We start from the raw sequence: 22,982 nt of genomic DNA, 5'->3' as shown, positions 1-22,982 counted from the left end.
CCGGCACTGCTGGAGCGCTCGCGCGCCCCGCACGCCGGCGGTTCCGGTACCCACACTGGCGGTGGCGGCACGGCGACGCGCGGGGTGTCACTTCCCATGTCGTTTCTATGCCTCGTTCTGCGGGGTGTGCTCGGCCCAGATGGTCTTGCCCTGTGGATGGTGGCGGGTGCCCCAGCGGCAGGTGAGTTGGCCGACGATGAACAGTCCCCTGCCGCTCTCGTCGAGGGTGCGGGCGCGGCGTAGGTGCGGGGTGGTGGTGCTGCCGTCGGTGACTTCGCAGGTGAGACGGGTGTCGCAGCGGATCAGGCGGAGATGCAGCGGTGGCTGGGCATGGCGGATGGCGTTGGTGACCAGTTCGCTGACGATCAGGACGGTGGTGGGGGTGGCCTCGTCCAGGCCCCATGCCGTCAGCTGGGCGGTGACATATCGGCGCGCGGCGGAGACGGCCGCTGGATCGGCGGTGAGGTCCCACGTGGCCACGGTGGTGGTGTCGAGTCTGCGGGTCCGTGCAGCGAGCACACGCAGTTGACGGGGGCCACCCTCTGTCGCAAGGGCCTTCAGGGCGGTGTGGCAAGTGGCTGCGAGCGAGGACTGCGGCTCGATGCGTCGTTCGGGCACGGTGGATCCATCGGTCCTGGCCTCGGACCCGGTTGGCTTCGCGGAGGGCGTGTGCAGCAGGAGCACGCTGCCTTCGCTGAGCCGGATCTCCGCGGTCGCCACATGTGCCCGTGCGCGTCCGAGCGGTGTTCCGGAGGGAAGGTCGACGGCGATGGTCACACCTTCGGGGCTGACGACGATGGGGGCGGGGTGGCCGGCGCAGGCGAGGGTGCAGTCTGCGGTGACGGGGTCGTAGACGGTGTACAGGCAGCTTGCCGTGACGTCGTGGGCACCGTCGTCCGGTTGCAGCCGGTGAAGGACGTCCTGGAGGTGGGTGAGCGTCTCGTCCGGACGCATGTCGATGTCCGCCAGCGTCCGTACCGCGGCGCGGAGTTCGGGCACCAGGGTGGGGGCCGGTTCTCCGTCCTCGGTCACGCTGCCGGCGACCAGCGCCACCCGGGCTCCGGGCAGGGGGATCGCGTCCAGCCAATGGGCCTGCGGCCTTCCGTCGTCGGACCGGCCGTATGCGAGTTCCACGGCTGCCGGTTGCGGCAGGCGCCGGGGCGGTGGTCCCCCGACCAGCAGGAACGCGCACAGATCGCCGGTGTCCTGACGTGCTGCGGAGGCGATGCGGCCCCTCTCCTCACCGCTCGGGGCAGGTACGGCGAAGGCGCACCTCGCCTTCTGGCGGCTCCGGACTCGGCAGATGACCACGCTCATGCTCAGAGACAGGAGGGCCGCGGTGATGACAACCACCCGGCCGCCCTCCGACACCCCTGGGATCGCGAAACCGTAGATGGCCACACTGGCTGCCAGCGTGGCAGCTCCCACGACCAGGGTCTGTCTGATGGGCAGCAGGGCTGCCGCCATCAGGGGCGCCAGCACCGAGTAGTCCGACCAGGGGACCAGGCCCACTGCGGAGGCCTTCAGTTGCAGTACGCAGGCCGCGGCCAGATAGACGGCGAGCAGTGCACTCGGGTGCCGGAACAGGAGGAGTCCGGGCGCCGCCATCCTCGTCACCGTCCTCTCTGCTGTCGTGCGCAGTGCCTGCGAGACGATGCGCATGATGTGCGGCGCAGGGTTCGGGATTCTCTGCGCGGGCGTGCGGGCCTTCGGACTGTGGACGTTCACGGTGACGCCTGTTCGCAGTGGACGGGGTGCATTGGATGATGGACGGCGACAAGGGCCAGGTCGTCGTGGAGCTTCCCGCCCGCATGCCGGTCCACATCGACGCCGACGTGCTGGACGAGGCGGCTGGGGCAGTCCCAGGTCCATCTCTCGGCACGATCGAGGACGGGGAAGAAGTCGCCGGCGGGGTCGCGGGCCTCTGCCAGGCCGTCGGTGTAGAGGAGCAGCGTGTCTCCGGGGCCGAAGGCAACAGTGTCGAGGCAGAAGGCGTGGGGATTCTCTGCCGCGAGCCCCAGCGGCGGGGCGGGGCAGGTGACGGGCAGCAGGGTGACCTGGCTGCCCTGCCGCAGCAGAGGCGGCGGGTGCCCGCAGCTGACCACCCTGACGATCTCTTCGTCGTCAGGGAGTTCGATCAGCAGGGCGGTGATGAATCGCTCGCTGCTGTCGGGGTCGACAGGGGTCAGCTCGCTCAGGTGCCTGCGAACGCTGCGTTCCAGGGAGGCCGCAAGCTCCGGGAGTGTGCGGTACCGCTCGGCTGACTCCCGGAAAGCGCCGAGGACGGCGGAGGCGTCACCGATGGCCGGAAGGCCCTTTCCGCGGACGTCTCCGATAAGGAGGCGTGTGGCCTGGCCGGTGCGGGCGGCTGCGTACAGATCGCCGCCCACCAGTGCGTGTGCCGCCGCGGCGCGGTACATCGAGGCGACGTGGAGGGGGCCGAGCTCCGCCGGGATCGGCCGCAGCAGTACTCGTTGGGCTGCTTCGGAGACGGCCCGTACTTGGGTCAATTCACGCAAGTCGCGGTCATGCACCGCCCGGGAGGCGATGACGAACGCGGAGACGATGAGGACCGCGCCGATGTGAATGGGCAGCAGCGGTGAGTGGAGCAGGCCGTCGTGGCGGTCCACGAGAAACACCGCCGCGGCTGCCAGGAGCGCGACGACGCTCGTGAAGCGTGTTCGTGCGAACGTTCCCGTGCACGTGGGGGCCGCCACGAGCAGCGGGGACAAGTGAACCGCCAGGGGGGCGAACGACGCGCCCAGGGTGATGGCCGCGATCAGCAGGAGCGGAGGCACAGCCTGGCCGCGCAAGCCCGAGGACCCGGTGCCGCGGCCGTGGTTCTTCGGCCGCTTGGGGCTTCCGGGGCCGGACGCAGTGCGCGGGAAGTGCGGCATCACGAGTCTGGGGAGCGGCCCGATTTTCCTGGAAGGAAGGTGTCGTATCAACATGGCGCGGCTTTCGTGCCATCGCGGCGTGGAAGGGTGAGTTGAGGCCCAAAGAGCCCGCCGGCCGTGGAACCGGTGATTGCCCGGTCAGCGGGAAAGACGTGAGGGGTCAGCACCCCTTTGCATCGCCGCTCACTAAGTCTCGCAGCGCCGCAAAGGGGTCACCGGTCTGCGTCCCGGAGAGGCGGGAGCACATTCGAGAGTGCAACTCGGTGCTGTGATGTCTTCGGTGCATGCGGGGCTCTGTTTGGATCACAGGGATCACAGCTCCGCCATCCTTCACTGTTCCGTATGGTGAAGTGTTTTATCGGGATGCGATTCCAACTGTGCGACGTGCGGCTCGACACGTCAAGCGAGTCGTTGCCCCATACATCCGGACCGGCACAGCAGGCGCGCAGTGGGATATCCAACCACGCTTCACCGCAAGGAGCTTGAAAGGCGATCGCATGTCGCCGAGGTCCTCTGCAGGTTGGGATAACGGGTTGGGTCGCGCGGCCCTGAGGGCCGGTGCGGCCATGGCGGTTTCACCTGCGACGCGGGTCAGTCGGCCGCTGACGACGCCGGGAAGGGCCACAAGGGCTCGTGTGCGCAGCGGCCTTCGGCGCCGTACAGGCCGAACGCCGGCTCGGTAAACCGTCCCCAGGCGGCTGCGGTGAGGGCGTCAACGCCATGACGTTGAAGGCGAAGTCCCCTACGCCACTGGCGTGATGGCGCAATGACCCGACAACGGGGGACTGCACGCCCAGGCTGCCGTCAGACAATTCCAGGTCTACGCGTTCGCGTCGGCGGACTTCTGGAGCCCGGTGAATGCGTCGGTGAATCCGGTCGCGGAGGCGGGGCATGGCGTCGAAGGCGCGCCAAGGTTCCCCGCGCCCTCCGCGTCCCGTCATTCTCATCCGCACGCCGACGGACAGTTCGATAAGTCAATTGCGCACTCCATGACCTGGCGGCGGGTCTTTCGACCTGACGGCTGACGAGGAGGTCCGCAGCGGGCCGTCGACCGGCCCGGGAGGTGTTCACTCGCGCAAGGCGCGGGAAACTCTTCGGGCCGCCGCGCGAACGGCGGGAGCGAGCGTCTGGGGGGATTGGCTGCCTGCCCTGAAGGCGATCGAAATGGCCGCCACGACCGAGCCGCCCGCACCGTGGATCGGCGCTCCGACGCAGTGGACGTCCAGCCCCACCATTCTGTCGCTGCTGGCGTACCCCTCCCTGCGGACGTCAGCCAGCAGAGAGCGGAGCCGGGCGGGAGAGGTGACCGTGTTACTGGTGTAGCGACGCGGCGGGGTGCTCAGATACTCCTCTTGGACGTCGTCGGGCGCGTGAGCGAGCAGGACGAGTCCCGCTCCCGTGGCGAATGCGCCGAAGCGGCCTCCCACACGGCTGTCGGCCTGCGGGGCGCCCGGCGCGGTCAGACGCTCCAGGACGACGACGTCCAGGTGGTCCCGCACGGAGAGATGGATGTGCTGCTCCTTCGTGACGTCGTACAGGTCCTGCAGGGCCGGCAGGGCCGCGTGGCGCAACGGGAAGCCACGAGGCGCGAGGGTGGCCACCTCCCACAGCCGCAGACCCACCCGGTAGCGCCGGTCGGGCCCACGCTCCAGGGCTCCCCAGGCGACGAGTTCGGCTGCACGACGATGAACCGTCGGCAGCGACAGGCCCGTTCGCCTGGACAACTCGGTGAGGGTGAGCGCGGGGTTTTCGTGGGAGAAGGCCCCGAGCAACGCAAGGACCTTGTCGGTCACCGACATGCCGTGCTCATCGGACATGTCCATGCCCCTTCCTTCGTGTGCGGGACGGCCTCCGCGCCGTTCGCCGGGCGCCCGGCCACCGCCCCCTCCCCGCACGACGGCCTGGGCCGTCGTGCGGGGGGCGTCGGGCCGCCGCGCGATGCCGCGGCCCGCTTGCTGTCAGTGGACGGTTCCGGCGGCCTTCTTGATGAGGTCGGTGACGATGCCGGGGTTGGTGACCTGCGCGGCGTGCGGGGTGTTGGCCTCGACGGTGTGGGCGTGGGCGCGCTCGGCCATGAAGCGTTCGGTCGCGGGCGGGATCACGTGGTCGTCCTTGGAGACGAGGTACCAGGACTGGATGGTCTTCCAGGCGGGGTCGCCGGAGCCTTCTCCGAGTGCCTCGGGGGCGGCGGGGCTCTGGGTGGCGGCGAGTTCGGCGGCGGTCTTGCTGCTGACGCGGTTGCTGAAGAAGAGGTTGCGGTACTGGTCGGCCTTGGCGTAGAGGTCGACCCCGATGCTGCTGTCAGCCTTGGGGAAGGGGACGGGGAAGAGTGCGGTGGGGATCTCGGCGTTGGGGTCGTTGCTGATCTGGGAACCGGGGAACTTCTTGGTCAGGCCCTGGACGGACTCGTCCTTGTCCGGCGCGAAGGCGGAGATGTAGACGAGCGCCTTGACGTTCTTGTTTCCGGTGGCGGCGTTGGTGATGACCATGCCGCCGTAGGACTGGCCGACCAGGACAACGGGGCCCTGGATGGTCTTGAGGTACGAGGCCAGGTAGGAGGAGTCGGCGGTCACACCGCGCAGACCGGTGGGCGGCGCGACGACCGGGTAGCCGTCGCGCTGCAGGCGCTCGATGACGCCCTTCCAGCTGGCGGCGTCGGACCATGCGCCGTTGGCCAGGACGATGGTCGGCTTGGGGCCGGCCGGGGTGTGGTGGGCGGGCGAGGCGGAAGCGAACGCGGTCACGCCGCCGGCGAGGGCGACAGCGGTCGCGCCGAGAACGGCGATACGGAACGTACGACGGCGAGGCATGGGTTTCTTTCTCCTTGTGCGATGGGGTTGTTGGGCGGGCACACACGCCCGCGCGGGTGGGGCACGCGCCGATCGCGTCCCCGGGGGAGCCCCCGTGAGTGGCGGGGTGTCGCGCCGGACCGTCTGTGACGGACGGCGCGTTCACGTGGTCAGAGGTCGGCGGATCAGGGCCGGCGGTCAGCAGGTCCCGCGGTCAGCAGGTCCCGCGGTCAGCCGCGGTCTGTGGTCACACGCGGTCTGTGCTCACACGCGGGCGGGGAGGTGCTCCTCGGCCCAGATCACTGCGTAGTCCGCGACTTCCTGCCAGCCGTCCTGGCCGATGATGAAGTGCGAGCGCCCGGGGAACTCCTGGTAGTCGGTGACCGCGGACGACTTGCGATACAGGCGCCAGTTGGCCTTGTTCACCTTGGGCGGGACGATGTGGTCGACCTCTCCCGCGATGAACAGCAGCGGGGCCCTGCGGCTGTTGCGGAAGTCGACCCGGGTGGCGGCCCGGGGGTTGAAGTTGGCGAACGCCCCCTGGAAGAGGACCCTGGCCGAGCCGGGGACGGCGTAGCGCTCGTAGTGGGCGTCGGACTCGCTCTCGCTGAGCGTGTTGGTGATGGCGTAGTGGAACTGCCGCGCCGTCAGCGGAACCGCCTTGTTCTTGTTGGCCGGGTTTCCCAGCACCGGCCAGGCCGACTTGAGGGTCGACAACGGCAGCGGAAGCACGCCCTTGACGGCTGCGGAGTCGATGACGACGCCCACGCTGCCCAGGCCCCGGTCGAGCAGGATCTGCACGACGGTGCCGCCGAAGGAGTGGCCCATGAGGATGGGCGGATGAGGCAGGTCGCGGATGATCTTCTCGTAGTGGTCGACCACCTCGCGCAGGCCGATTCCCGCGATGCCCGAGGGGTCCCGCCGCAGCTCCTCCACCTCGCGGTCGAGCCCGGGCCAAGCGGGGGCTATGACTCTGTACCCCCGGGCTTCGTAGTGGTGCTTCCACCCCTCCCAGCTGAGCGAGTTCACCCACAGGCCGTGGATGAGCACGATCGTGTCTGCCTCATTGCCATAGGGCTCACTCATGCGGACCTCCAAACCGAATAGAACGTTCTGTTCATTTAAGCTAGTCCAGTCGATGTCCGCACGCAAGCGGTGCCGCGAAAGGCACAGGGCGCACCGTCAGGACAGGTTCCGGGTGTACGAGCACGCATCGGGCACAGGCCGAGCCCGTGTCCGCGTGCGTCGAGCACGAATCCGGACCGCGCCAAGCCGGCAGCGCGCGCCGGCCTCCCGCAGCGCTCCCCAGGCTGCCGTCGGAGGCACCGGACCCACATCCGTCGAACGCCTGCCGGAAACCGGTCACCGAGCCGTGCCGGGCAGTCGTTTCGACCGCGCACCAGGTGTCCGCCCGGTCGCCGGGCGGCCGGCGCGGGCGCCACGGACCGCACAAAGCCCGGATTCCTCAGGCGAACGGTCCAGGAGTCGCGTCCCGGAGCCCGGACGACAGGATTGCGCCGCCGGTTGGAACGGGACCGGCCGTGGTCCCCAGTCGTCTCCACTGTCGGATGACTTATGCGGGCCGGTCCCACCGGTACCGATACTGAGCAGGTGCCCGTGCGGTCACGCACCGGTCCAGGATCTGTCATGGCCCATCGTTGGCCAGGAGTACCGCCGCCTCACCGCTCCCACCATGCGCCGAGGAGCATGATGTCGAAGATCATCCTTGTCACCGGAGCGTCCTGCAGCCTCGGGGCGGCGACTGCCCAGGCCTTGGCCGAGGCCGGTCACCTCACCTACGCCGGAATGGACGCGGCCTCAGGCCACGCACCGATCGCCGCCGAACCGGACTGGGCCGCAGGCCATCACAGCGCTCGGCCGCGTCCGATCGCCCTCGACGTCGCCGATCAGCGCTCGGTCAGCGCCGCGGTCACCGCCATCACGGCGGAAGCCGGGCGGATCGACTGCGTGGTCCACACCATGGGACCTGTGCCCCGGGGGCCCATCGAGTCCTTCACCCCGTACCAGTTGGCGCAGATCTACGACGCGAACGTGCTGTCCACCCAGCGGGTGAACCGTGCTGTACTGCCGCAGATGCGCGCGCGCCAGGACGGCCTGCTGGTCTGGGTGGCGGCCGGCGGCGGCCCCGCGGACGAGGCCCCCTACCTCGCCCTGCACTCCGAAGGCGTCGCGGTGATCGCCCATCTCGCGGCAAGCTACGCGAAAGAGCTGGCCGGCTTCGGGGTGGAGGCCACGGCCGTCGTGGCCGGTCTGATCGTGCCGGCAACCGGCGGGCGGCTGCGGCTGGTCCGCCCGGACGACCTCGACGCGGCGCAAGCGTACGAGGGCCGGTATCCCGGTCTGGTCGAGCGAGTCGACGCGCACCTGGCCGATCAAAACGTCACCGCGGCGCGTCTCGCCCGCACGGCGCAGGCCGTCGCAGCCGTGGTGGACAGCCCCAAGGGCGCCCGCCCGCCGCGGGTCACCGCCGGTGCGCCCGGTGACCGGCTGCCGGGGACCGGCTACGGCGGTTAGGCAGAAGCGGGGTGCCTGGGGTCGGCGCGGGTCTCACTCCTCCAGGGCCCCCAGCGCGTCGCGGAGCGCTGCCCGGGAGGTGATGCCGAGCTTGGGAAAGATCTGGTAGAGGTGCGCTCCGACCGTCCGGTGCGAGAGATAGAGCCGTTCGGCGATCTGCTTGTTGCTCAGCCCCGATGCCGCCAGGTCCGCGATCTCCCGCTCCTGTGACGTGAGCACCTTCTTACCCGCTTCGCTCCTCGCCGCAACCCACCCGGCGGCCCGCAACTGCTTGGCCGCACGATCCATCCAGGGGCCGGCGCGAAGCTCGGCGAAGGCGTCGTGGGCCAGCGCCAACTGTCCTCTGGCCTCCGCGTTCGCCCTGGCTCGTCGGAGCCGTTCGCCGTGGGCCAGCCGCACCCGGGCCAGATCGAACGGCCATTGCTCGACTTCCGGCAGGGCCAATGCCTCGACGAACAGACGTACCGACTCCTCGTCGTCCGTGGCGCACAGAGCGGCCGAAGCGCCGGCGAGCAGCGCGAGCCGCGGGGAGAGCGCGGCGATGTCGTTGTCCCGGATGGCACGCACATGAGCGGCCGCTTCCGCGGGCCGGTCGGTGCGGACCGCGGCTTCGACGAGATCCATCATCACCCACAGGGCGTGCGGCACGTGGGAGGCGAAGGTGCCCGCCGGGCTGATCGCCGTCGCGTGCCGATAGGCGCTGGTGAAGTCGCCGCGTCCGAGATCGGCCACGGTGCGTATGTGCCCGGCGTAGTGCAGTGCCGTCCCGACGCCCCGCGGTGCGGCCCATTGGGTGATGCGGCCGGTGAGGAGGCCGACGGTCGCGTCCTCCCCGCGGGGGGCGGCGACGACGGCCCGGCAGTACCAGAAGTACCAGGTGAAGAACGGGTATCCGGAGTCCTCGCAGAGCTGGATTCCTTCCTCGGCCAGTTCGACGCACTCGTCCCACCTGCCGGTCAGGTAGTCGTTCAGGCACAAGTGCATCAAGGCGCCGAGGTGCCGGCGCACCGGGCCGCCGTCCCGTCCCTGGCGGACGACCTTCCACGAGGGCTCGCGGAGGGCCGGCAACCGGTCGAGGTAGAGCGCCGCGGTGCCGACCCGGACGATGCGGCCGGGGTCGGTCTCTTCGGGAAGCTCGGCGAGGATGCCCTCCAGCTGGTCCAGCGCGGCCGCCCCCGAACGCGCCGGGTCGGAGAAGGTCCTGCCTGCCACGGACAGCAGTGCGGGCGGCTCCGGGCGCAACCGGGAGAGTGCGGCGTAGAAGGGGCCCCACAACTCCGCACGGCCGCTGAAGAAACACAGGAGCAGCAGCAGGTGCACGGCGTCGACGACGGCGTTGTCCTCGGCGTCGTACTGGTGGGTGCCGGACTCGATGGCGCCCACCAGCAGGCGGTGAGCCGTGTCGATGTCCCCGTCGCCGTTGATGACCAGATAGACGGCGGCAGCGGCGGAGCGCAGGGACCCGGCCAGGTCCGGGTCGGCGCGGCGGGCGTCTTCGAGCAGCTCCGAGACGCCGCGCAGCTCCCCCGTCGCGTCGGCGCCGATGTACGCGGCCTCGGCCAGGCGGCGAGCCCGGTCCGACCCGTGGGGACTCAGATCGGCCGCCCGTATCAGTGCCGCAACCGCCCCCAGGGCGTCGCCGCGCGCCGTGCTGCGGTGGGCGGCCTGCTCCAGCAGGATGGCGACCTGCTCGTCCGGCTCGACGGACGCTTCTCCGAGATGCCAGGCACGGCGCTCGGGCTGATGCGCCAGCGCCTGGGCCAGGGCCCGGTGCGCCGCGCGGCGCTCGGCGCTGGAGCAGGCGTCGACGACGGCCGAGCGGATCAGGGGGTGGCGGAAGACCAGCCGCCGGGTGCCCTCGTCGACGGTGACCAACTGGTCCTGCTCGGCCGGGGCGAGATCTTCGAGGTCGGCGTCGTCACCGTCCTGCCGCGCCGCCGCGTGCAGGACTCCGAGATCGCCGGTCCCGTCCATCGTGGCAAACAGCAGCAGACGGCGGGCGGCAGCCGGAAGGCCGGAGACCCGGGAGACGAACAGCGCCTGGAGCCGCTGGCTCAGCGGCAGGACCGCGGGAAGGTTCTCCAGCGCCATGCGCTGCTGCCCGCTCAGTACCGTGGGCAATTCGAGCAGAGCCAACGGGTTGCCTTCGGCCGCGGACAGCAGCCGACGCCGCACTCGTTCGGCAAGGTTCGGGAATCGCGCGTCGAGCAGCGCCCGCGACGACGTTTCGTCCAGCGGCGGCACCTCGTACTCGGGTAGTCCGCCGCGATTGAAGAAGGTCTCGCTCTCTTGGCGCACGGCGCCGAGGAAGCCGATCCGGCTGCCGCCGAGCCTGCGGGCGACGAAGCCGAACACGCCGGCGCTGGCGCGGTCCACCCACTGCAGGTCGTCGATGACGAGCAGCAGGGGGGCGGGGGCGGCCACCTGGCGAAGGAGCATGAGCGTGGCGCTGGACACGACGAGCCGGTTCGGCGACGCTCCGCTGCCGAAGCCCAACGCGACACGCAGGGCCTCCTGATGGGTGCTGTCCAGATCACCGAGCATCTCGGAGAGGGGGAAGAGGAGTTGGTTCAGGCCGGAGTAGCTCACGTCGGCTTCGAACTCGACGCCGGCCGCACGCAGGACCCGCGTCCCGGTCGCGGACGCCGCCTCCGCCACGGCGTTGAGCAGAACCGTTTTACCCACTCCGGCCTGCCCCGACAGCAGGAGCGCCCCGCCACGGTCGGTGGCGCCAAGGAAGCCGCGTATGCGATCCAGTTCCTTGGCACGCCCCACCAGAGCGCCAACGGCTCCGTCGTCAAAGGGGTCGCCGTAGCCCACGCGTCCACGCTCCCGTCAACCGTCCACGTCCGCCCGGATTCCACTCGGGCGGACATTCCTTGCATTCATCGACAAGGGCAGGATCATGCTACCGCGCGAACCTCCGGAATCACCTTGCCGAGCCGCAATTCAAGTAAACCCTTGGACACGCCCGGAAAACACGGAGAAAATTCTTTCACTGAGTGAAAGTCAGAATCCGGCGAGCGCCTGCGGGGGGTAGCGTTCCGTCCGAACGCAGTTCCTTCGCGAGGGTCCCCGCGCAGGTGGGCGGCTCCTTGGCGCCCCGTCCAGCAACCGGGGCGGCCATGCGCGACATACCTGAACGCGCGCGACGCGGGGAGCGGAATAACGCCTAGCCGACCCGCCGGCGGCGCACATCCATTCCGGCGACCACAGGCCATTCATTCTCGGGGAATAAATAGTCTGTACCGTCGGCCTGCGTATTGGGCTTATGCCCTTTACGCGCCGGTCCGCGCATCCGCCTCCACCGTCCCGACGGGTATACCGGACGGCGCCCGGGGAGCATGCGAGAAATCCTTCGGCGGGCCCCCTCGCGTCGTCCCAGTGCCACTGCGGCTCGGGCGTCGACCGCTGCCAGTGCCCCAGGGCTTCTGAGCAACGGCGCTTCGAGATCACCACGGTGCACGCAGCGGTCGAGGACATGCGCGACCTCGCCGCCGAGATCCACACGTTCATTGCGAACGTCACGGAGTAACGGGAGGAGCCCCCAAGTCACACCTCGATGGCCGTGTCCGCAGGTGACCGACGGTCGCCCACCACACTGTGCGTGGGCACCAATCCCGTGAGGGCGTCGCGCAGGTCGGCGTTCCACTCCTGTGCGGCAGCCCGGACGTTCTCGTGGAGATGGGAGCGATGGCGAGTGCCAGGGATGGCGACGATGTCTTCGCCGGCGGCCAGCACCCAGGCCAAAGACGCCTCGGCCGGCGTGGTGCCGTGCTCCTCGGCGAACTCCTCGACCGCCCGCAGGACACCGAGGTTGCTGCGGAGCGCCTCACCCTGAAAGCGGGGGAAGCCGGCCCTGAGATCGGTCTCCGCGATGTCCTCCCTCGAGCGGACGGCCCCGGTGAGGAACCCACGGCCCAGGGGAGAGGACGCCACGAACCCGATACCCAGCTCACGCGCGGTGCTGAGGACCCCGTTCTCCTCGATGTGCCTGCTGAACAGGGAGTACTCGGTCTGGACGGCCGAGAGCGGAGCCGCAGCATGGGCCCGTCGAACGGTCTCGGGCGCCGCCTCGCAGATGCCCAGGTACCGTATCTTCCCCAGGGCCACCAACTCGCCCAGGGCACCAAACGTCTCCTCCACCGGACCTACGTTCCGCGTAATTCAGCGGCCTAGAGTCACGAATTTGAGGTCTGACCTGCATGGACATGGGTGAGGGCACCTGAGAGGCGTTTCTCTGGGCGCTGGTGTTCGTGCTGTTCAGCGGGGTGTGGGTTCGAGCGTGATGATCTGCTTCGGGGCGGGGATGGCGAGCTTGGCCAGGAGGTCGGTCTGGGGCTTGGTGAGGGTGGTGACCTGCTGGAACAGGCCGGTGGGGCCGGTGAAGGTGCCGAGGTGGAGCCGGTCGAGTTCGCGGCGGATAGTCGGCCAGGTCGCGCCGGTGGTGGTCTCGGTGATGGACGGGCTGCCCCCTGCCAACAGGGCGATGGCGTGGCATCCTCCGCTGTTGCCGCCGACCAGCCCGGCGGCCAGGCCTCGCAGCGGCCCCACGGACGCGTCGAGCACGACCTCGGTGGACAGAGCCGACCGATGCTCGCGGGCCATGAACTCTGCGGGGTCGGCGGCGGCGATCAGCTCTTGGGCCTCTCGCTGGGCGAGGGTGGCGGCGCTGACGACAGCGTCCTGACACCGGCCCGGCCCGCCCTTTCGTCAGCCCGAGGCGACGACCAGGCCAACCCCTTGGACCAGGGTGCGCGCCGCGGACTGGGAGTCGCCGAGGTAGCCCGCGACCATCGCTCCGTCACGAAGTGCGACCACCAGGTCGGCGGACTGCCCGGGGTCCGCGACGCCCATGGTCGCGAGAGTGTCCTCCAGGACCTGGTGGAACCACTCGCGGTGCCTCAGCACCACTTGGTGGATCGGACATTTTCGATCCGGGTACTCCGCGGCCGCGTTGATGAAGGGGCAGCCCCGAAACCCCGGACCGCAGATCTCCTCGCCGATGCTGTGCGCGACGACATCGAGCAGCGCCGCGCCTCCCCCCGTCCTCTCGGCCGCCACGGCCACCCGGGCCCGGATGCCGTGATCGGTGGCGTCCAGGTAGCCGCGCACCAAGTCGTCCTTGCCCTCGAAGTGCCGGTAGAAGGTGCCGCGCGCGACGTCGGCCTCCGCCATCACCCGGTCGACGCCGACCGCGCGAATCCCTTCGGTGTAGAAAAGCCTGCTCGCCGTGGTCAGCAGCCGCTCGCGCGCCGCCGACTTGCGGCCGGTCGTGGCAGGCCCGCCCGTCGTCTCCGTCATGAGGGCATCATATAGAACGTTCCTTCCATGCACCCGGCAGTGGATGCCCCGGTCAGCTCGACGTATCCACCAGGGCGAGCGAGAGCCTGGCGCTCAGTGGCGGGAACGGCTCTTGGGCCTCACAGCGAGTAGCCATAGGATCCCGCGCCGTACGTCACGGCGGCGATGGTGCCGTCGCCGAGGACTCCAGTGATCCGGAAGTACGTCGTATCACCCTGGAGCCGCGGCACGAAGGTCTTGTAGAGGGGGTCCCTGGAACTCGGGACGGTACGGAATGCCTGGTAGGTCCGAGCGGACGGGTCCCACCGGTCCACGTGGTACTCGACGATGTCGGCACAAAGCGTCTCGTCGTCGCATGTCCACTGCACGTACCCGAACTCGGTCGCGGTGTCGGGATTGACGATGGTGAGTGGGCCGGTTTCCTCGCCCCGGGCGTCCTCGGGCCTGTTGTCGGGTTCGGTGACGGTGATGGTGGAGGCGGCGGCCAAGGCGGTCTGGTTGTTCCACCGGTCCACCGCCGCGACGAAGAAGGTCACCGTTTCACCGTCCGGGGGTCCTGCGCACAGCAGCGCGTTCGGCACGTCCATGCTGCCGTACGCCGGCCCGAGGTCATGGCATCCGGTGCTGTCGTAGTAAGTGCTGCCATCGGGCCGCTGGACCATGCGACCGGCGACGTAGCGCAGGCCGCTCTCCGCAGGGGTGTCCCACTTCAGTACGACGCCGTCCGCGCGCGGAGTCACGGTCAGGCCGGTGAGCGCGGGCGGGGGAACGGTGTCGGGGGTCGCCGTGACCGGCCGCGACATCGGCGACACGTTGCCCGAGGAATCGGTCAGCACGGCGGCGTAGGTGTAGGCCGTGCCGTCGTACGCCGGCACTTCGTCCACGTACTGGTAAACCGACGACGGTGACGACTTCACCGACGTCGTGGCGATGAGTGCCGGCTTGTCGCCAAGGGTGTCGCCGGTGGATCGGTAGATGCGGAGGGTGCCGCCGTTCTTCATCTCCTCCACGGTCCGCTTGTCCCAGTTGATCTTCACCGAGTCGGGGGTGTCCGCAATACCGGGCGGGGCGATGACGGGCGCCGTGGGCGCGACGACGTCGACCGGGGTGACCGTCAGGACGGATGTGCCATCGGACAGGTTCCCGGCGCGATCGGTGACGCGGACCAGGTAGTTGACCGGCTTGCCGTCGCGAGGCAGTCCGGTGTCGGTCCAGGTCGTCTTGTCGATCACCACCCTGGGACCGCCCCAGTCACCCGCCGCGGTCTGCCGGTAGACCCAGTAGTAGGCCCGGTCCATCTCCTTGCTGGGTGCCCAGGTGAGGGTGGCGGCGTCGCTGCTCTTGTTGTAGACGACCTTCGCCCCGGTGGGGGCGAGCGGGGCGACGTGGTCGAGGGACGCCGATGTCAGGGGCGCGTAGGCGAACTTGACGGCGGCGGTGCCGGTCCAGTTGACGTAGTCGACCCGCAGGACGTGGGTTCCGCTGGGGATGGTGAGGTCGACGGTCTTGGAGACGGTGGAGGTCCCGTTCTTCCACAGGTCGATCTTGCGTACGCCGTCGAGGTAGACGCGGATGCCGTCCTGGCCGGACGCGGTGAACGTGAAGGGGCCGCCGGAGCCGAAGTCGCGGGTGATCTGCCAGCGCACTCCGAAGTTGTCCTTGCCGATACCGGACACGCCCGGCGGGTTGCTGCCCCAGTTCTCACTGATCGCGGTGTCCGTGTCGGTGTACTTCGGGGTACCGGTGAGGCTGGTGTTGGCGAAGTACTGGCGCAAGTACGTCGGGTTGCCGGTGACCGAGACGTCGGCCGTTCCCGCGGAGGTGTTGCCCGACGTGTCGACCGCGCGGACCTCGTAGAGATGGGTGGTCGTCCCGGCGGTGGTGTCGGTGAAGCCCGTGCCGGTGACCGTGGCGATGGGGCTGCCGAAGGAGGCCTGGTCGGGCGTACGGCGGTAGACGCGGTAACCGGCCACGTCCATCTCCTTGTTCGCCGACCAGCGCAGGACGTTCCGCTTCGTGCCGGCATCCCGGGCGATCGACAGCCCGGTCGGCGTGAGCGGCGCGACCCGGTCCACGGCGGCCCCGTTGCGCGGGGCGTAGGCGAACCTGACGGCGGCGGTGCCGGACCAGTTGACGTAGTCGACCCGGAGGGTATGTGTGCCCTTGGGAATCGTCAGGTTGACCGTCTTGGAGACGGTGGTGATGCCGTTCTTCCACAGGTCGATCTTGCGTACGCCGTCGAGGTAGACGCGGATGCCGTCCTGGCCGGACGCGGTGAACGCGAAGGGACCGCCGGAGCCGAAGTCGCGCTTCACGCTCCATCGGACACCGAAGTTGTCCTTGCCGACGCCGGAAACGCCGGGCGAGTTGCTGCCCCAGTTCTCACTGATCGCGGTGTCGCAGTCCGTGCGCTTCGCCGCGCCCGAGAAGCCGGTGTTCGCGAAGAACTGCCGGGTGTAGGCGTTCGTCGCGCACGACGTCGCCGCCGATGCCGACGAGGTGGCGCCCGCGACGAGACCGCCTGTCAGCGCGACCACCACCGCGGTCCCGACGGCCAGACGAGATCTGCCGACACTGCTCACTGAGTCCCCTTTTTCACACCTGACTGCCCCGCAGACAGTCGTACGGGACATGAGATCCACGAAAGCCGCCTGTGGTTGTACGGCCAAGCGGTTTTCAGTCACTTTCGACAGCCGGGCGACAGGTGCTGCGTCATTCGCCGGCACCGGCAAGGCATAGTGGACCGCCGGTCCGGTAGATGCCCCACGCTGTTCATCTGCCCGCCAAAGTGGGTCCGTAGGGGGCCTTCCCGCCCCCACGCCGCTCAGCGCACGGTGACGAGCGCTGTGGTGGCCGAACCTTTGGTCCGGCCGGCGCGGTGCGCGGTGACCGTCACGGTGATCTTCTTGCCCTGTCGGCCTTCACCGGGGAGGCCCGCTTCATCTGTTCTGTCTGGCACGCAGTAAACAGTTGATCAAGGAACGTCGAGTTCATTCGACGCGGTGTTAGCGTCCGGTACTCGCGGTCCAGTACCGCGGCTGCCGGGACGGCAAGGAAGCGTGCGCGGGGAGACGCATGCCACTCGGGCATTCGCCGTGCCCTCGGCGCCGTTCCCCGTTCGGGCGCAGGGACTCGACACTGTCGTACGGGCAGCAACGCCCGGAGGGGATAACATCCGTGAATCGAACCCCGCACCGGCGCGGCTGGCTCGCGCTCGTGCTGGCCGGCGCATTCGTGGCAGCGCTTCCGGCGGCAGCGGCCGCCGACGAAACCCCGATCGATGCAGGGCTGCCGACGCCCACGGTGCCGTCCGGCACCGTCTGCGGCAGCGACGACAGCCCCGTCTGGAAGGGCACTCCCACGCTCCCCCCGGGCATAAGCATCACCATCGGCGTACCGCGGCCCGCCGTGAACGGGGTGTCCTACCAGGGAGTCGTCCACGCCTGGGACGTGGACGGATCACAGGCGGCCGACGGATCCGTCGCCGCGCTGCCGATGTCCTCCCAATCCGTTTACGTACCCCTGCCGTTGGCGGACGGACACACGTACGGCTGGCACGCGTCGACGTACGACGGGACGGCGTACTCGAACCCGACCGAGCCCTGCTACTTCAGGGTGGACGGAGGTGTGCCCCTCACCCCGGTCGTCACCAACCCCGACTTCCCTCCGGTGGGGAGCCCCGGAACACCCACGAAGGCCGACGGGCAGCCCACGACGTTCTTCTTCAGCGCACCCGTCGACCCCCTGCCCACCGGATGCGCCGAGGCAGGCACTCCGGACTGCCAGGCGAGCGGCCTGGACCACTTCGAGTACGCCCTCGACAGCGAGCCCGGCATCGGCGCCCCCCGCGTCCCAGTCGACGCCGACGGCAAGGGCAGCGTGACGGTGGCACTGAGCTGGGGCATCCACAGCTTCAGCGTCATCGCGGTCGACGCGGCCGGGAACCGTTCGCCGGCGGGTGGCTACCAGTTCTCGGTGCCGTGGCAGCTCCCGCCGGCGAGCCCCACCACCCTCGACCTCACCGGCCCGGCGAAAAGCGGCCGAGGAACCCGACTGCTCATCACCGGACAGCTGTCGGCAGGCGCCTACCCGGCCGGCGAGATCGTTCACGTCACCAAGAGCGATCAGGCCCACCCCGACGGCGTGGCGCTGCCCGATGTGCCGCTCTCCGCGGACGGCACCTTCGACATCGCCGACGTCCCGCAGGTCGGAGGCACCAACACCTACACCGTGATCTACCCGGGTGACCCCACTCACCAGACGTCGACCGCCTCCACGAGCGTCCAGGTCTCACGCGCCGCCACCGCGCTCACCGTCACGACCAACGCCTCGTCGTACGCCTACGGCGCGACCTCGAAGATCACCTCCCACCTGGGCACGACCTACAACAGCCGCACCCTCGCCCTCTACGCCCAGCCCTACGGCGGCAAGAAGACACTCATCAAAACCGGCACGGCGGACAGCCACGGCAACCTGGCCGCCAGCTACAAGATCACCCGCAAGACCACCTTCACGGCGTCCTTTGCCGGTGACTACCGCTACGCCCCGACCACGGCGACCCGGACCGCGTCGGTCCACGCGAAGGTGTCCGATTCCCTGAGCGGCTACTACGGGAGCACCCACAACGGCAGCATCACGTACCGCTTGTACCACCACACCGCCAAGGCGAAGCTGAACGTCACGGTCACCCCCGGCAAGGCCGGCCAGTGCGTGCGATTCCAGACCCAGCGGTACTACGGAGGGGCCTGGCACAGCCAGAGCACCACCTCATGCCACACGCTCAGCACGAAGAGCACCGCCTCCGCGACGCTGGGTCTGACCAAGGCGGTCAACAACAGGTTCCGGATGCGGGCCGAATACGTCCACAGCAGCAAGGACACCGGCAACCTCGACACATGGGGCGCCTGGCAGTACTTCACCGTCAACCGTTGAGACGCGCGGCGACCCTCGCGTAAGGGAGCTTGCGGCCCGAGCGGCCGGTGAAGGAGCTGGTCATCGCGGCGGGCCGGAAGGCGGCCAGGCTGGTGCAGTGGCGGGAGGGCTTCCGGCCCGGCACCGGCCGCTCGGGCCGCAAGCGGATGTACTCCCGCTTCGTGGCCCTGCGGGTGAGGCCTGCCGGACGCGAGGTCCGGCAGGCCACCGACGGCCCGGAACTGCCCGTGTGCTGGCTGTTGGCCGAATGGCCCGCCGGTGAGAGCGAGCCGGTGCAGTTCTGGCTGTCCGACCTACCCTCGGGCATGCCTCTGGCCACGCTGGTCCGGCTCGCCAAGCTCCGCTGGCGCATCGAGCACGACTACCGGGAGATGAAGCAGGCCCTGGGACTTGCCCATCTCGAGGGCCGGACCTGGAACGGCTGGCACCACCACGTCACCCTCGTCTCCGTCGCGCATGCCTTCTGCACCCTGCAACGACTGGCCCAGGCCGCAAAAGACGCGGCGCCGGCCTGAGCCTCTACCAGGTCGTCCGCGAGCTACAGACACTCCTCGCGACCTGGACCGGCGCCTGCCCCACCTGCCAGCGCAACATACCCACACCCATACGAACCTGACCAAGCCCCACTAAGGGCTGTCCCGCAAGTGCGGCCGTGCTCTGACTTGAGGCCGGCTCGATAGGGTCAGGGCCGCAGCCGACGGAAGAGGATCGTTCGATGGCGACGTACGACCAGCTGACCGAATGGGCCGGTCTTGGCCATGTCGCGCGAGCCAGCCGGGACGTGGTGGTCGGCTGGCAGATCCCGGACTTCATGAAGACACAGCTCGTCGAGGTCGGCATCCCGGTAGCTCCGCGCCTTATCGAACGAGTCGCGATGCAGAGCGAGGCTGATCCAGTCCTGCTCACGTCCCGGGGCCCGCTCTACCGTCTCACCGAGCAGTCGGACCCCGATGATCCGGCCGAGCGGTCATCGTTCGGCGTCGAGCCGGAGACCGGGGCGGTCTACTTCGTCATGCCAGACAGGGAGGCATGGTTCGCCAATTCCAGTGTCGACGTGTGGCTCGACGTCCTTCACTGTTACGGCAGCCGCGTCACCGTCTCAGAGCTTCTCAGCGAGCCGGACAGCCCCGAGGAGTACCTCTCCGAAGAAGAGGAAGACCAGGCCCTCGCCGAGCTGAACCGGCTGGCCGATGAGCTGAAGGAGATCGACCCTGAGGCATTCAGGGGCTACGACGGGTTTCTCTGGCCGGGGCTCCTGGACCGCTGGCTCTACTGACCTCCGTCCGGCAGAGCCAGGGTCCGTAGGTCCGGAGCGGGCAGGGATGCCGGGCCCACCACTGAAATGATCTTCACGTAAGGCCTGTGATCACGGCGTCGGAGCCGTCATGGATAGCGCCGTACTCCGGGTGCGCTTCGTCGGGAGGGGGAACGCGGCCAGACCCTCATCACAGAGATGCCGCCGTCGCGGACTACGCCGTGTGACATGTAAAGGCGGACCGTTGTGCATTCATTACGAAGACACCGAGAGGGCATGTTCCATTTATCTAATCCGATTCAGGCAACGCTATCGCGCCGCAGCACGTGCCCGAAAGCGTCACAAATGATGCAATCACCTGAGGCCCCGTCATGGAAAGCGACTAGAAGCCGCTTGGCCGTACAACCGCAGGCTGCTCTCATGAGTCCCATATCTCGTACAACTGCCTGTGGGCAGCAATGTGTCCAAAAGGGGAACCAGTGAGCAGTGTCGGAAGATCCCGTCTGACCGCCGCGACTGCCGTAGTCGTGACGCTGACGGCTGGTCTCGGCGTGGGCGCCGCCTCGCCGGCGGCGGCGTCAACAGCGTCTTGCGCGACGAACACCTACTCCCGGCAGTTCTTCGCGAACACCACCTTCTCGGGCAAGGCGAAGCGCACTGACTGCGATGCCGCGATCAGTGAGAACTGGGGCACCCACTCACCCGGTGTATCCGGCGTCGGCAAGGACAACTTCGGTGTCCGGTGGAGCGTGAACCGCGACTTCGGCTCCGGCGGCCCCTTCGCGTTCACCGCCTCCGGCCAGGACGGCATCCGCGTCTACCTCGACGGGATACGCAAGATCGACCTGTGGAAGAACGGGACTTCCACGGTCTCCAAGACGGTCAACCTGACCATTCCCGAGGGTACGCACACCCTCCGAATCGACTACGCCAACTACACCGGCTCCGCCGCCGTCAAGTTCGCCTACACCCCGCGTACCGGGGCCGCCGTGGATCAGGTCGCCCCGCTTACGCCGTCCGGGCTGGCGATCGCCCGGGACGCCGGCGCCAAGCGGAACGTCCTGCGCTGGTCGGCGAACAAGGATATGGACGTGGCGAGTTACCGCGTCTATCGCCGCACTGCCGACCAGACCTCCTTCGGCGCCCCCATTGCCACGGTCACCGGCACGACCTTCACCGACACCACCGCCGGCACGACCACGCACACCTATGAGGTCCGCGCGGTCGATAAGTCGGGCAACGTCTCTGCAGGAACGGCCGACGTCTCGGTCACCGGCAATCCGGCCTTCCTGCGTCAGTACTTCGCTAACACTGCCTTCAGCGGTACCCCGAAGCGCACAGATACCGACACCGCGATCAACGAGAAGTGGGGCAGCAACTCGCCCGGGGTGTCCGGCGTCGGCAAGGACAATTTCGGAGTGCGCTGGCAGATCACCCGCGACTTCGGCTCCGGCGGCCCCTTCGCGTTCACCGCCTCCGGCCAGGACGGCATCCGCGTCTACCTCGACGGCGTACGCAAGATCGACCTGTGGAAGAACGGGACCACCACCGTCTCCAAGACCGTCGAGCTCACCATCCCCCGCGGAACCCACGTCCTCCGCGTCGACTACGTCAACTGGACCGGCACCGCCGCCGTCAAGTTCGCCTACGGGCCCAGTGCAACAGTCCGGGACCAGGTCGCCCCGCTCGCGCCCACTGGGGCGAAGGTGGTCTACGACGAGGACACCGACTCCGCCACCGTCACTTGGGCGCCCAACAAGGAGATGGATCTCACTTACCTTCCCTATCGCGTGTACCGGCAGGTCGGGGACACCGGTTGGTCCTCCGTGGAGCTGACGAAGAAGACCACGTGGACCGACTCGGACGTGAAGAACGACGGCCTGCGCCGCCAATACGTCATTGAAGCCACCGACCGCTTGGGAAACGTGTCCGCGCGGACTCCCGTTCTGACGGTCACCCCGACCGACACCATCATCCCGACGGCACCCGTCCTGTCCATCTACCACAAGGAGGGCACTGCCAGTTCCCTCGACATCGTCTGGATCGAGCCTCCCAACACGGCCGGGTATGAACTGCACTACGGCGGCGCCCTCAAGCTCTACCGCTCAACAGGCGCCACGCTCGGCGACAACCCCGAACTCATAGCCACGGTGACGGCGGCCTCACCGTCGATCAACGACTACATCGACGAACTGCCGGTGTACGACGGCACCACCTACACCTACGCCGCCATGATCACCGACGCCGCGGGCAACATGTCCCCCATGTCGGCGCCGGTCACGGTGACCCCCGACAGCGTTCCCCCGCCCGCCCTCACTGGCCTGACCGCAACCCCGCGGGCCGACGGCGTCGTACTGAGCTGGGACGCCCCCGCTGAGAGCGGCCTGCACTACGTCGCCGCCCGCGTCGTCCAGCGGCCCGACGGCAGCACCTACTACGACAGCACGGGGTGCCTCGATGCCAGGGCGTTTCCCGACAGGGATGTGCCAACCGCCCTACTGTGCGCAGGAGTCCCGAACGGCGAAACGGTGACCTTCGTCGTTGCTGCGGTCGACCCGTGGGACAACCACATTGCCTTGACCGCCGCCCCCACCGTCACCGTCACCGAACCCGACAACAGGCCTGACGACGCACGCGGCGAGGACACCGGCCCGCTCACTATCGTCAACCCCGACACGGTAGGCGGCCTCGGATACGTGAAGTGGACATGCGACGACCAGACCCTCTGCTCCAGCATCATCGAATACCACGTGGACATCTGGGACCCGTCCACCCGCACCTACAATCGAGTCGCGACCCTCGCGAGCTCCAAGGGTCCCCTCTACCAGGCCTACGTGCAGACGATCCGTGGCGATACAAGGTATTTCCGGATCACCGGCGTCCTCGCCGACGGAACAACCGCTGCCGTGACCCACGGTGCAGGGGCCCGCGGGGCCACCCTGTGAGACTCAGAGGCCGTTCCCCCCACTAACCTCGATATCTCGTGACGGCCCGCCGGTTCTTTTGGCGGGCCGTTTTCCGTCGGCGGATAGACGATCGCGTGGCATTCCACCTGGCCAGGATGCCCCGGCAGTAGCGTTCAGATCCTGGAAGTGCGGCCCCGCTCGCAACACCCCGGCAGGACATTGCCCGCGCGGCTACCGCGGGGCCGCGCAGGCTGAGAGGGCGAGTCCAAGAATTCCGGTCGGCTCGTTCGGCAGGGGCCACGCCAGCGTCCACTCTTCACCGTCGACCCGACAGACGATGACGAGGCGGACCGGATGCTCCCGG

At 68.8% G+C, this 22,982-nt stretch carries 13 protein-coding genes and 2 pseudogenes; 5 read left to right on the top strand and 10 right to left on the bottom strand.

All coding sequences use genetic code 11. From position 1 onward, the window contains the following. Nucleotides 1–105 precede the first annotated feature (105 nt). The 5 genes from RV983_RS18690 to RV983_RS18670 form a co-directional block, all read right to left on the bottom strand. Nucleotides 106–1,662: a SpoIIE family protein phosphatase gene (locus tag RV983_RS18690; RefSeq protein WP_475986898.1), complete on the bottom strand. Its 1,557-nt coding sequence runs from the start codon at nucleotides 1,660–1,662 to the stop codon at nucleotides 106–108. Between the two features lie 62 nt (nucleotides 1,663–1,724). Further along, nucleotides 1,725–2,813 (bottom strand): PP2C family protein-serine/threonine phosphatase, encoded by a 1,089-nt coding sequence (locus RV983_RS18685; RefSeq protein WP_475986897.1) that lies wholly within the window; start codon nucleotides 2,811–2,813, stop codon nucleotides 1,725–1,727. A 1,151-nt stretch (nucleotides 2,814–3,964) separates the two neighbouring features. After that, nucleotides 3,965–4,720: an IclR family transcriptional regulator gene (locus tag RV983_RS18680; protein ID WP_475986896.1), complete on the bottom strand. Its 756-nt coding sequence runs from the start codon at nucleotides 4,718–4,720 to the stop codon at nucleotides 3,965–3,967. A 135-nt stretch (nucleotides 4,721–4,855) separates the two neighbouring features. Next, nucleotides 4,856–5,707 carry an alpha/beta fold hydrolase gene (locus tag RV983_RS18675; RefSeq protein WP_475986895.1) on the bottom strand — a complete coding sequence of 284 codons (852 nt, stop codon included), beginning with the start codon at nucleotides 5,705–5,707 and terminating at the stop codon, nucleotides 4,856–4,858. 243 nt (nucleotides 5,708–5,950) lie between these two features. Beyond that, nucleotides 5,951–6,772, bottom strand: coding sequence for an alpha/beta hydrolase (locus RV983_RS18670; RefSeq protein WP_475986894.1), 822 nt, complete (start codon nucleotides 6,770–6,772; stop codon nucleotides 5,951–5,953). 621 nt (nucleotides 6,773–7,393) lie between these two features. Here RV983_RS18670 and RV983_RS18665 point away from each other — a divergent pair. Further along, nucleotides 7,394–8,221, top strand: a complete 828-nt coding sequence (locus RV983_RS18665) for an SDR family NAD(P)-dependent oxidoreductase (RefSeq protein ID WP_475986893.1) — start codon at nucleotides 7,394–7,396, stop codon at nucleotides 8,219–8,221. A 33-nt stretch (nucleotides 8,222–8,254) separates the two neighbouring features. Here RV983_RS18665 and RV983_RS18660 read toward each other — a convergent pair whose 3' ends face one another. From RV983_RS18660 to RV983_RS18640, 5 genes and pseudogenes are all read right to left on the bottom strand, one after another. Continuing rightward, complete coding sequence (locus RV983_RS18660) at nucleotides 8,255–11,041, bottom strand: helix-turn-helix transcriptional regulator (RefSeq protein ID WP_475986892.1); 2,787 nt, start codon at nucleotides 11,039–11,041, stop codon at nucleotides 8,255–8,257. Between the two features lie 732 nt (nucleotides 11,042–11,773). Next, nucleotides 11,774–12,367 (bottom strand): aldo/keto reductase, encoded by a 594-nt coding sequence (locus tag RV983_RS18655; protein WP_475986891.1) that lies wholly within the window; start codon nucleotides 12,365–12,367, stop codon nucleotides 11,774–11,776. Between the two features lie 117 nt (nucleotides 12,368–12,484). Next, nucleotides 12,485–12,682, bottom strand: a pseudogene (locus RV983_RS18650) (IS1634 family transposase); the annotation flags it as partial. 252 nt (nucleotides 12,683–12,934) lie between these two features. Next, nucleotides 12,935–13,525, bottom strand: coding sequence for a TetR/AcrR family transcriptional regulator (locus RV983_RS18645; protein WP_475986890.1), 591 nt, complete (start codon nucleotides 13,523–13,525; stop codon nucleotides 12,935–12,937). A 119-nt stretch (nucleotides 13,526–13,644) separates the two neighbouring features. Next, complete coding sequence (locus RV983_RS18640) at nucleotides 13,645–16,107, bottom strand: PA14 domain-containing protein (RefSeq protein ID WP_475986889.1); 2,463 nt, start codon at nucleotides 16,105–16,107, stop codon at nucleotides 13,645–13,647. A 595-nt stretch (nucleotides 16,108–16,702) separates the two neighbouring features. Between RV983_RS18640 and RV983_RS18635 the strand changes: the two genes are divergently transcribed. From RV983_RS18635 to RV983_RS18620, 4 genes and pseudogenes are all read left to right on the top strand, one after another. Beyond that, nucleotides 16,703–18,457, top strand: a complete 1,755-nt coding sequence (locus RV983_RS18635) for a hypothetical protein (protein WP_475986888.1) — start codon at nucleotides 16,703–16,705, stop codon at nucleotides 18,455–18,457. Nucleotides 18,458–18,498: 41 nt separating this feature from the next. Next, nucleotides 18,499–18,972 (top strand): annotated as a pseudogene (locus RV983_RS18630) (transposase); the annotation flags it as partial. Nucleotides 18,973–19,172: 200 nt separating this feature from the next. Continuing rightward, complete coding sequence (locus tag RV983_RS18625; protein ID WP_475986887.1) at nucleotides 19,173–19,733, top strand: SUKH-4 family immunity protein; 561 nt, start codon at nucleotides 19,173–19,175, stop codon at nucleotides 19,731–19,733. Between the two features lie 506 nt (nucleotides 19,734–20,239). Continuing rightward, on the top strand, nucleotides 20,240–22,657 hold the full coding sequence (locus tag RV983_RS18620) for a PA14 domain-containing protein (RefSeq protein ID WP_475986886.1): 2,418 nt from the start codon (nucleotides 20,240–20,242) through the stop codon (nucleotides 22,655–22,657). Nucleotides 22,658–22,982: the final 325 nt, after the last annotated feature.

This window comes from Streptomyces sp. RLA123 (genome assembly GCF_056270165.1).
The sequence above is the reverse complement of the archived record's forward strand: the minus strand, read 5'-3'. Positions and strand labels throughout refer to the sequence as shown.

What these genes read in the sequence shown, in the direction of transcription:
- RV983_RS18665 (WP_475986893.1), top strand. Translation starts at nt 7,394, where the DNA reads ATGATGTCGAAGATCATCCTTGTCACCGGAGCGTCCTGCAGCCTCGGG.
- RV983_RS18680 (WP_475986896.1), bottom strand. Translation starts at nt 4,720, where the DNA reads ATGGACATGTCCGATGAGCACGGCATGTCGGTGACCGACAAGGTCCTT.
- RV983_RS18675 (WP_475986895.1), bottom strand. Translation starts at nt 5,707, where the DNA reads ATGCCTCGCCGTCGTACGTTCCGTATCGCCGTTCTCGGCGCGACCGCT.
- RV983_RS18625 (WP_475986887.1), top strand. Translation starts at nt 19,173, where the DNA reads ATGGCGACGTACGACCAGCTGACCGAATGGGCCGGTCTTGGCCATGTC.
- RV983_RS18690 (WP_475986898.1), bottom strand. Translation starts at nt 1,662, where the DNA reads ATGCGCATCGTCTCGCAGGCACTGCGCACGACAGCAGAGAGGACGGTG.
- RV983_RS18670 (WP_475986894.1), bottom strand. Translation starts at nt 6,772, where the DNA reads ATGAGTGAGCCCTATGGCAATGAGGCAGACACGATCGTGCTCATCCAC.
- RV983_RS18645 (WP_475986890.1), bottom strand. Translation starts at nt 13,525, where the DNA reads ATGACGGAGACGACGGGCGGGCCTGCCACGACCGGCCGCAAGTCGGCG.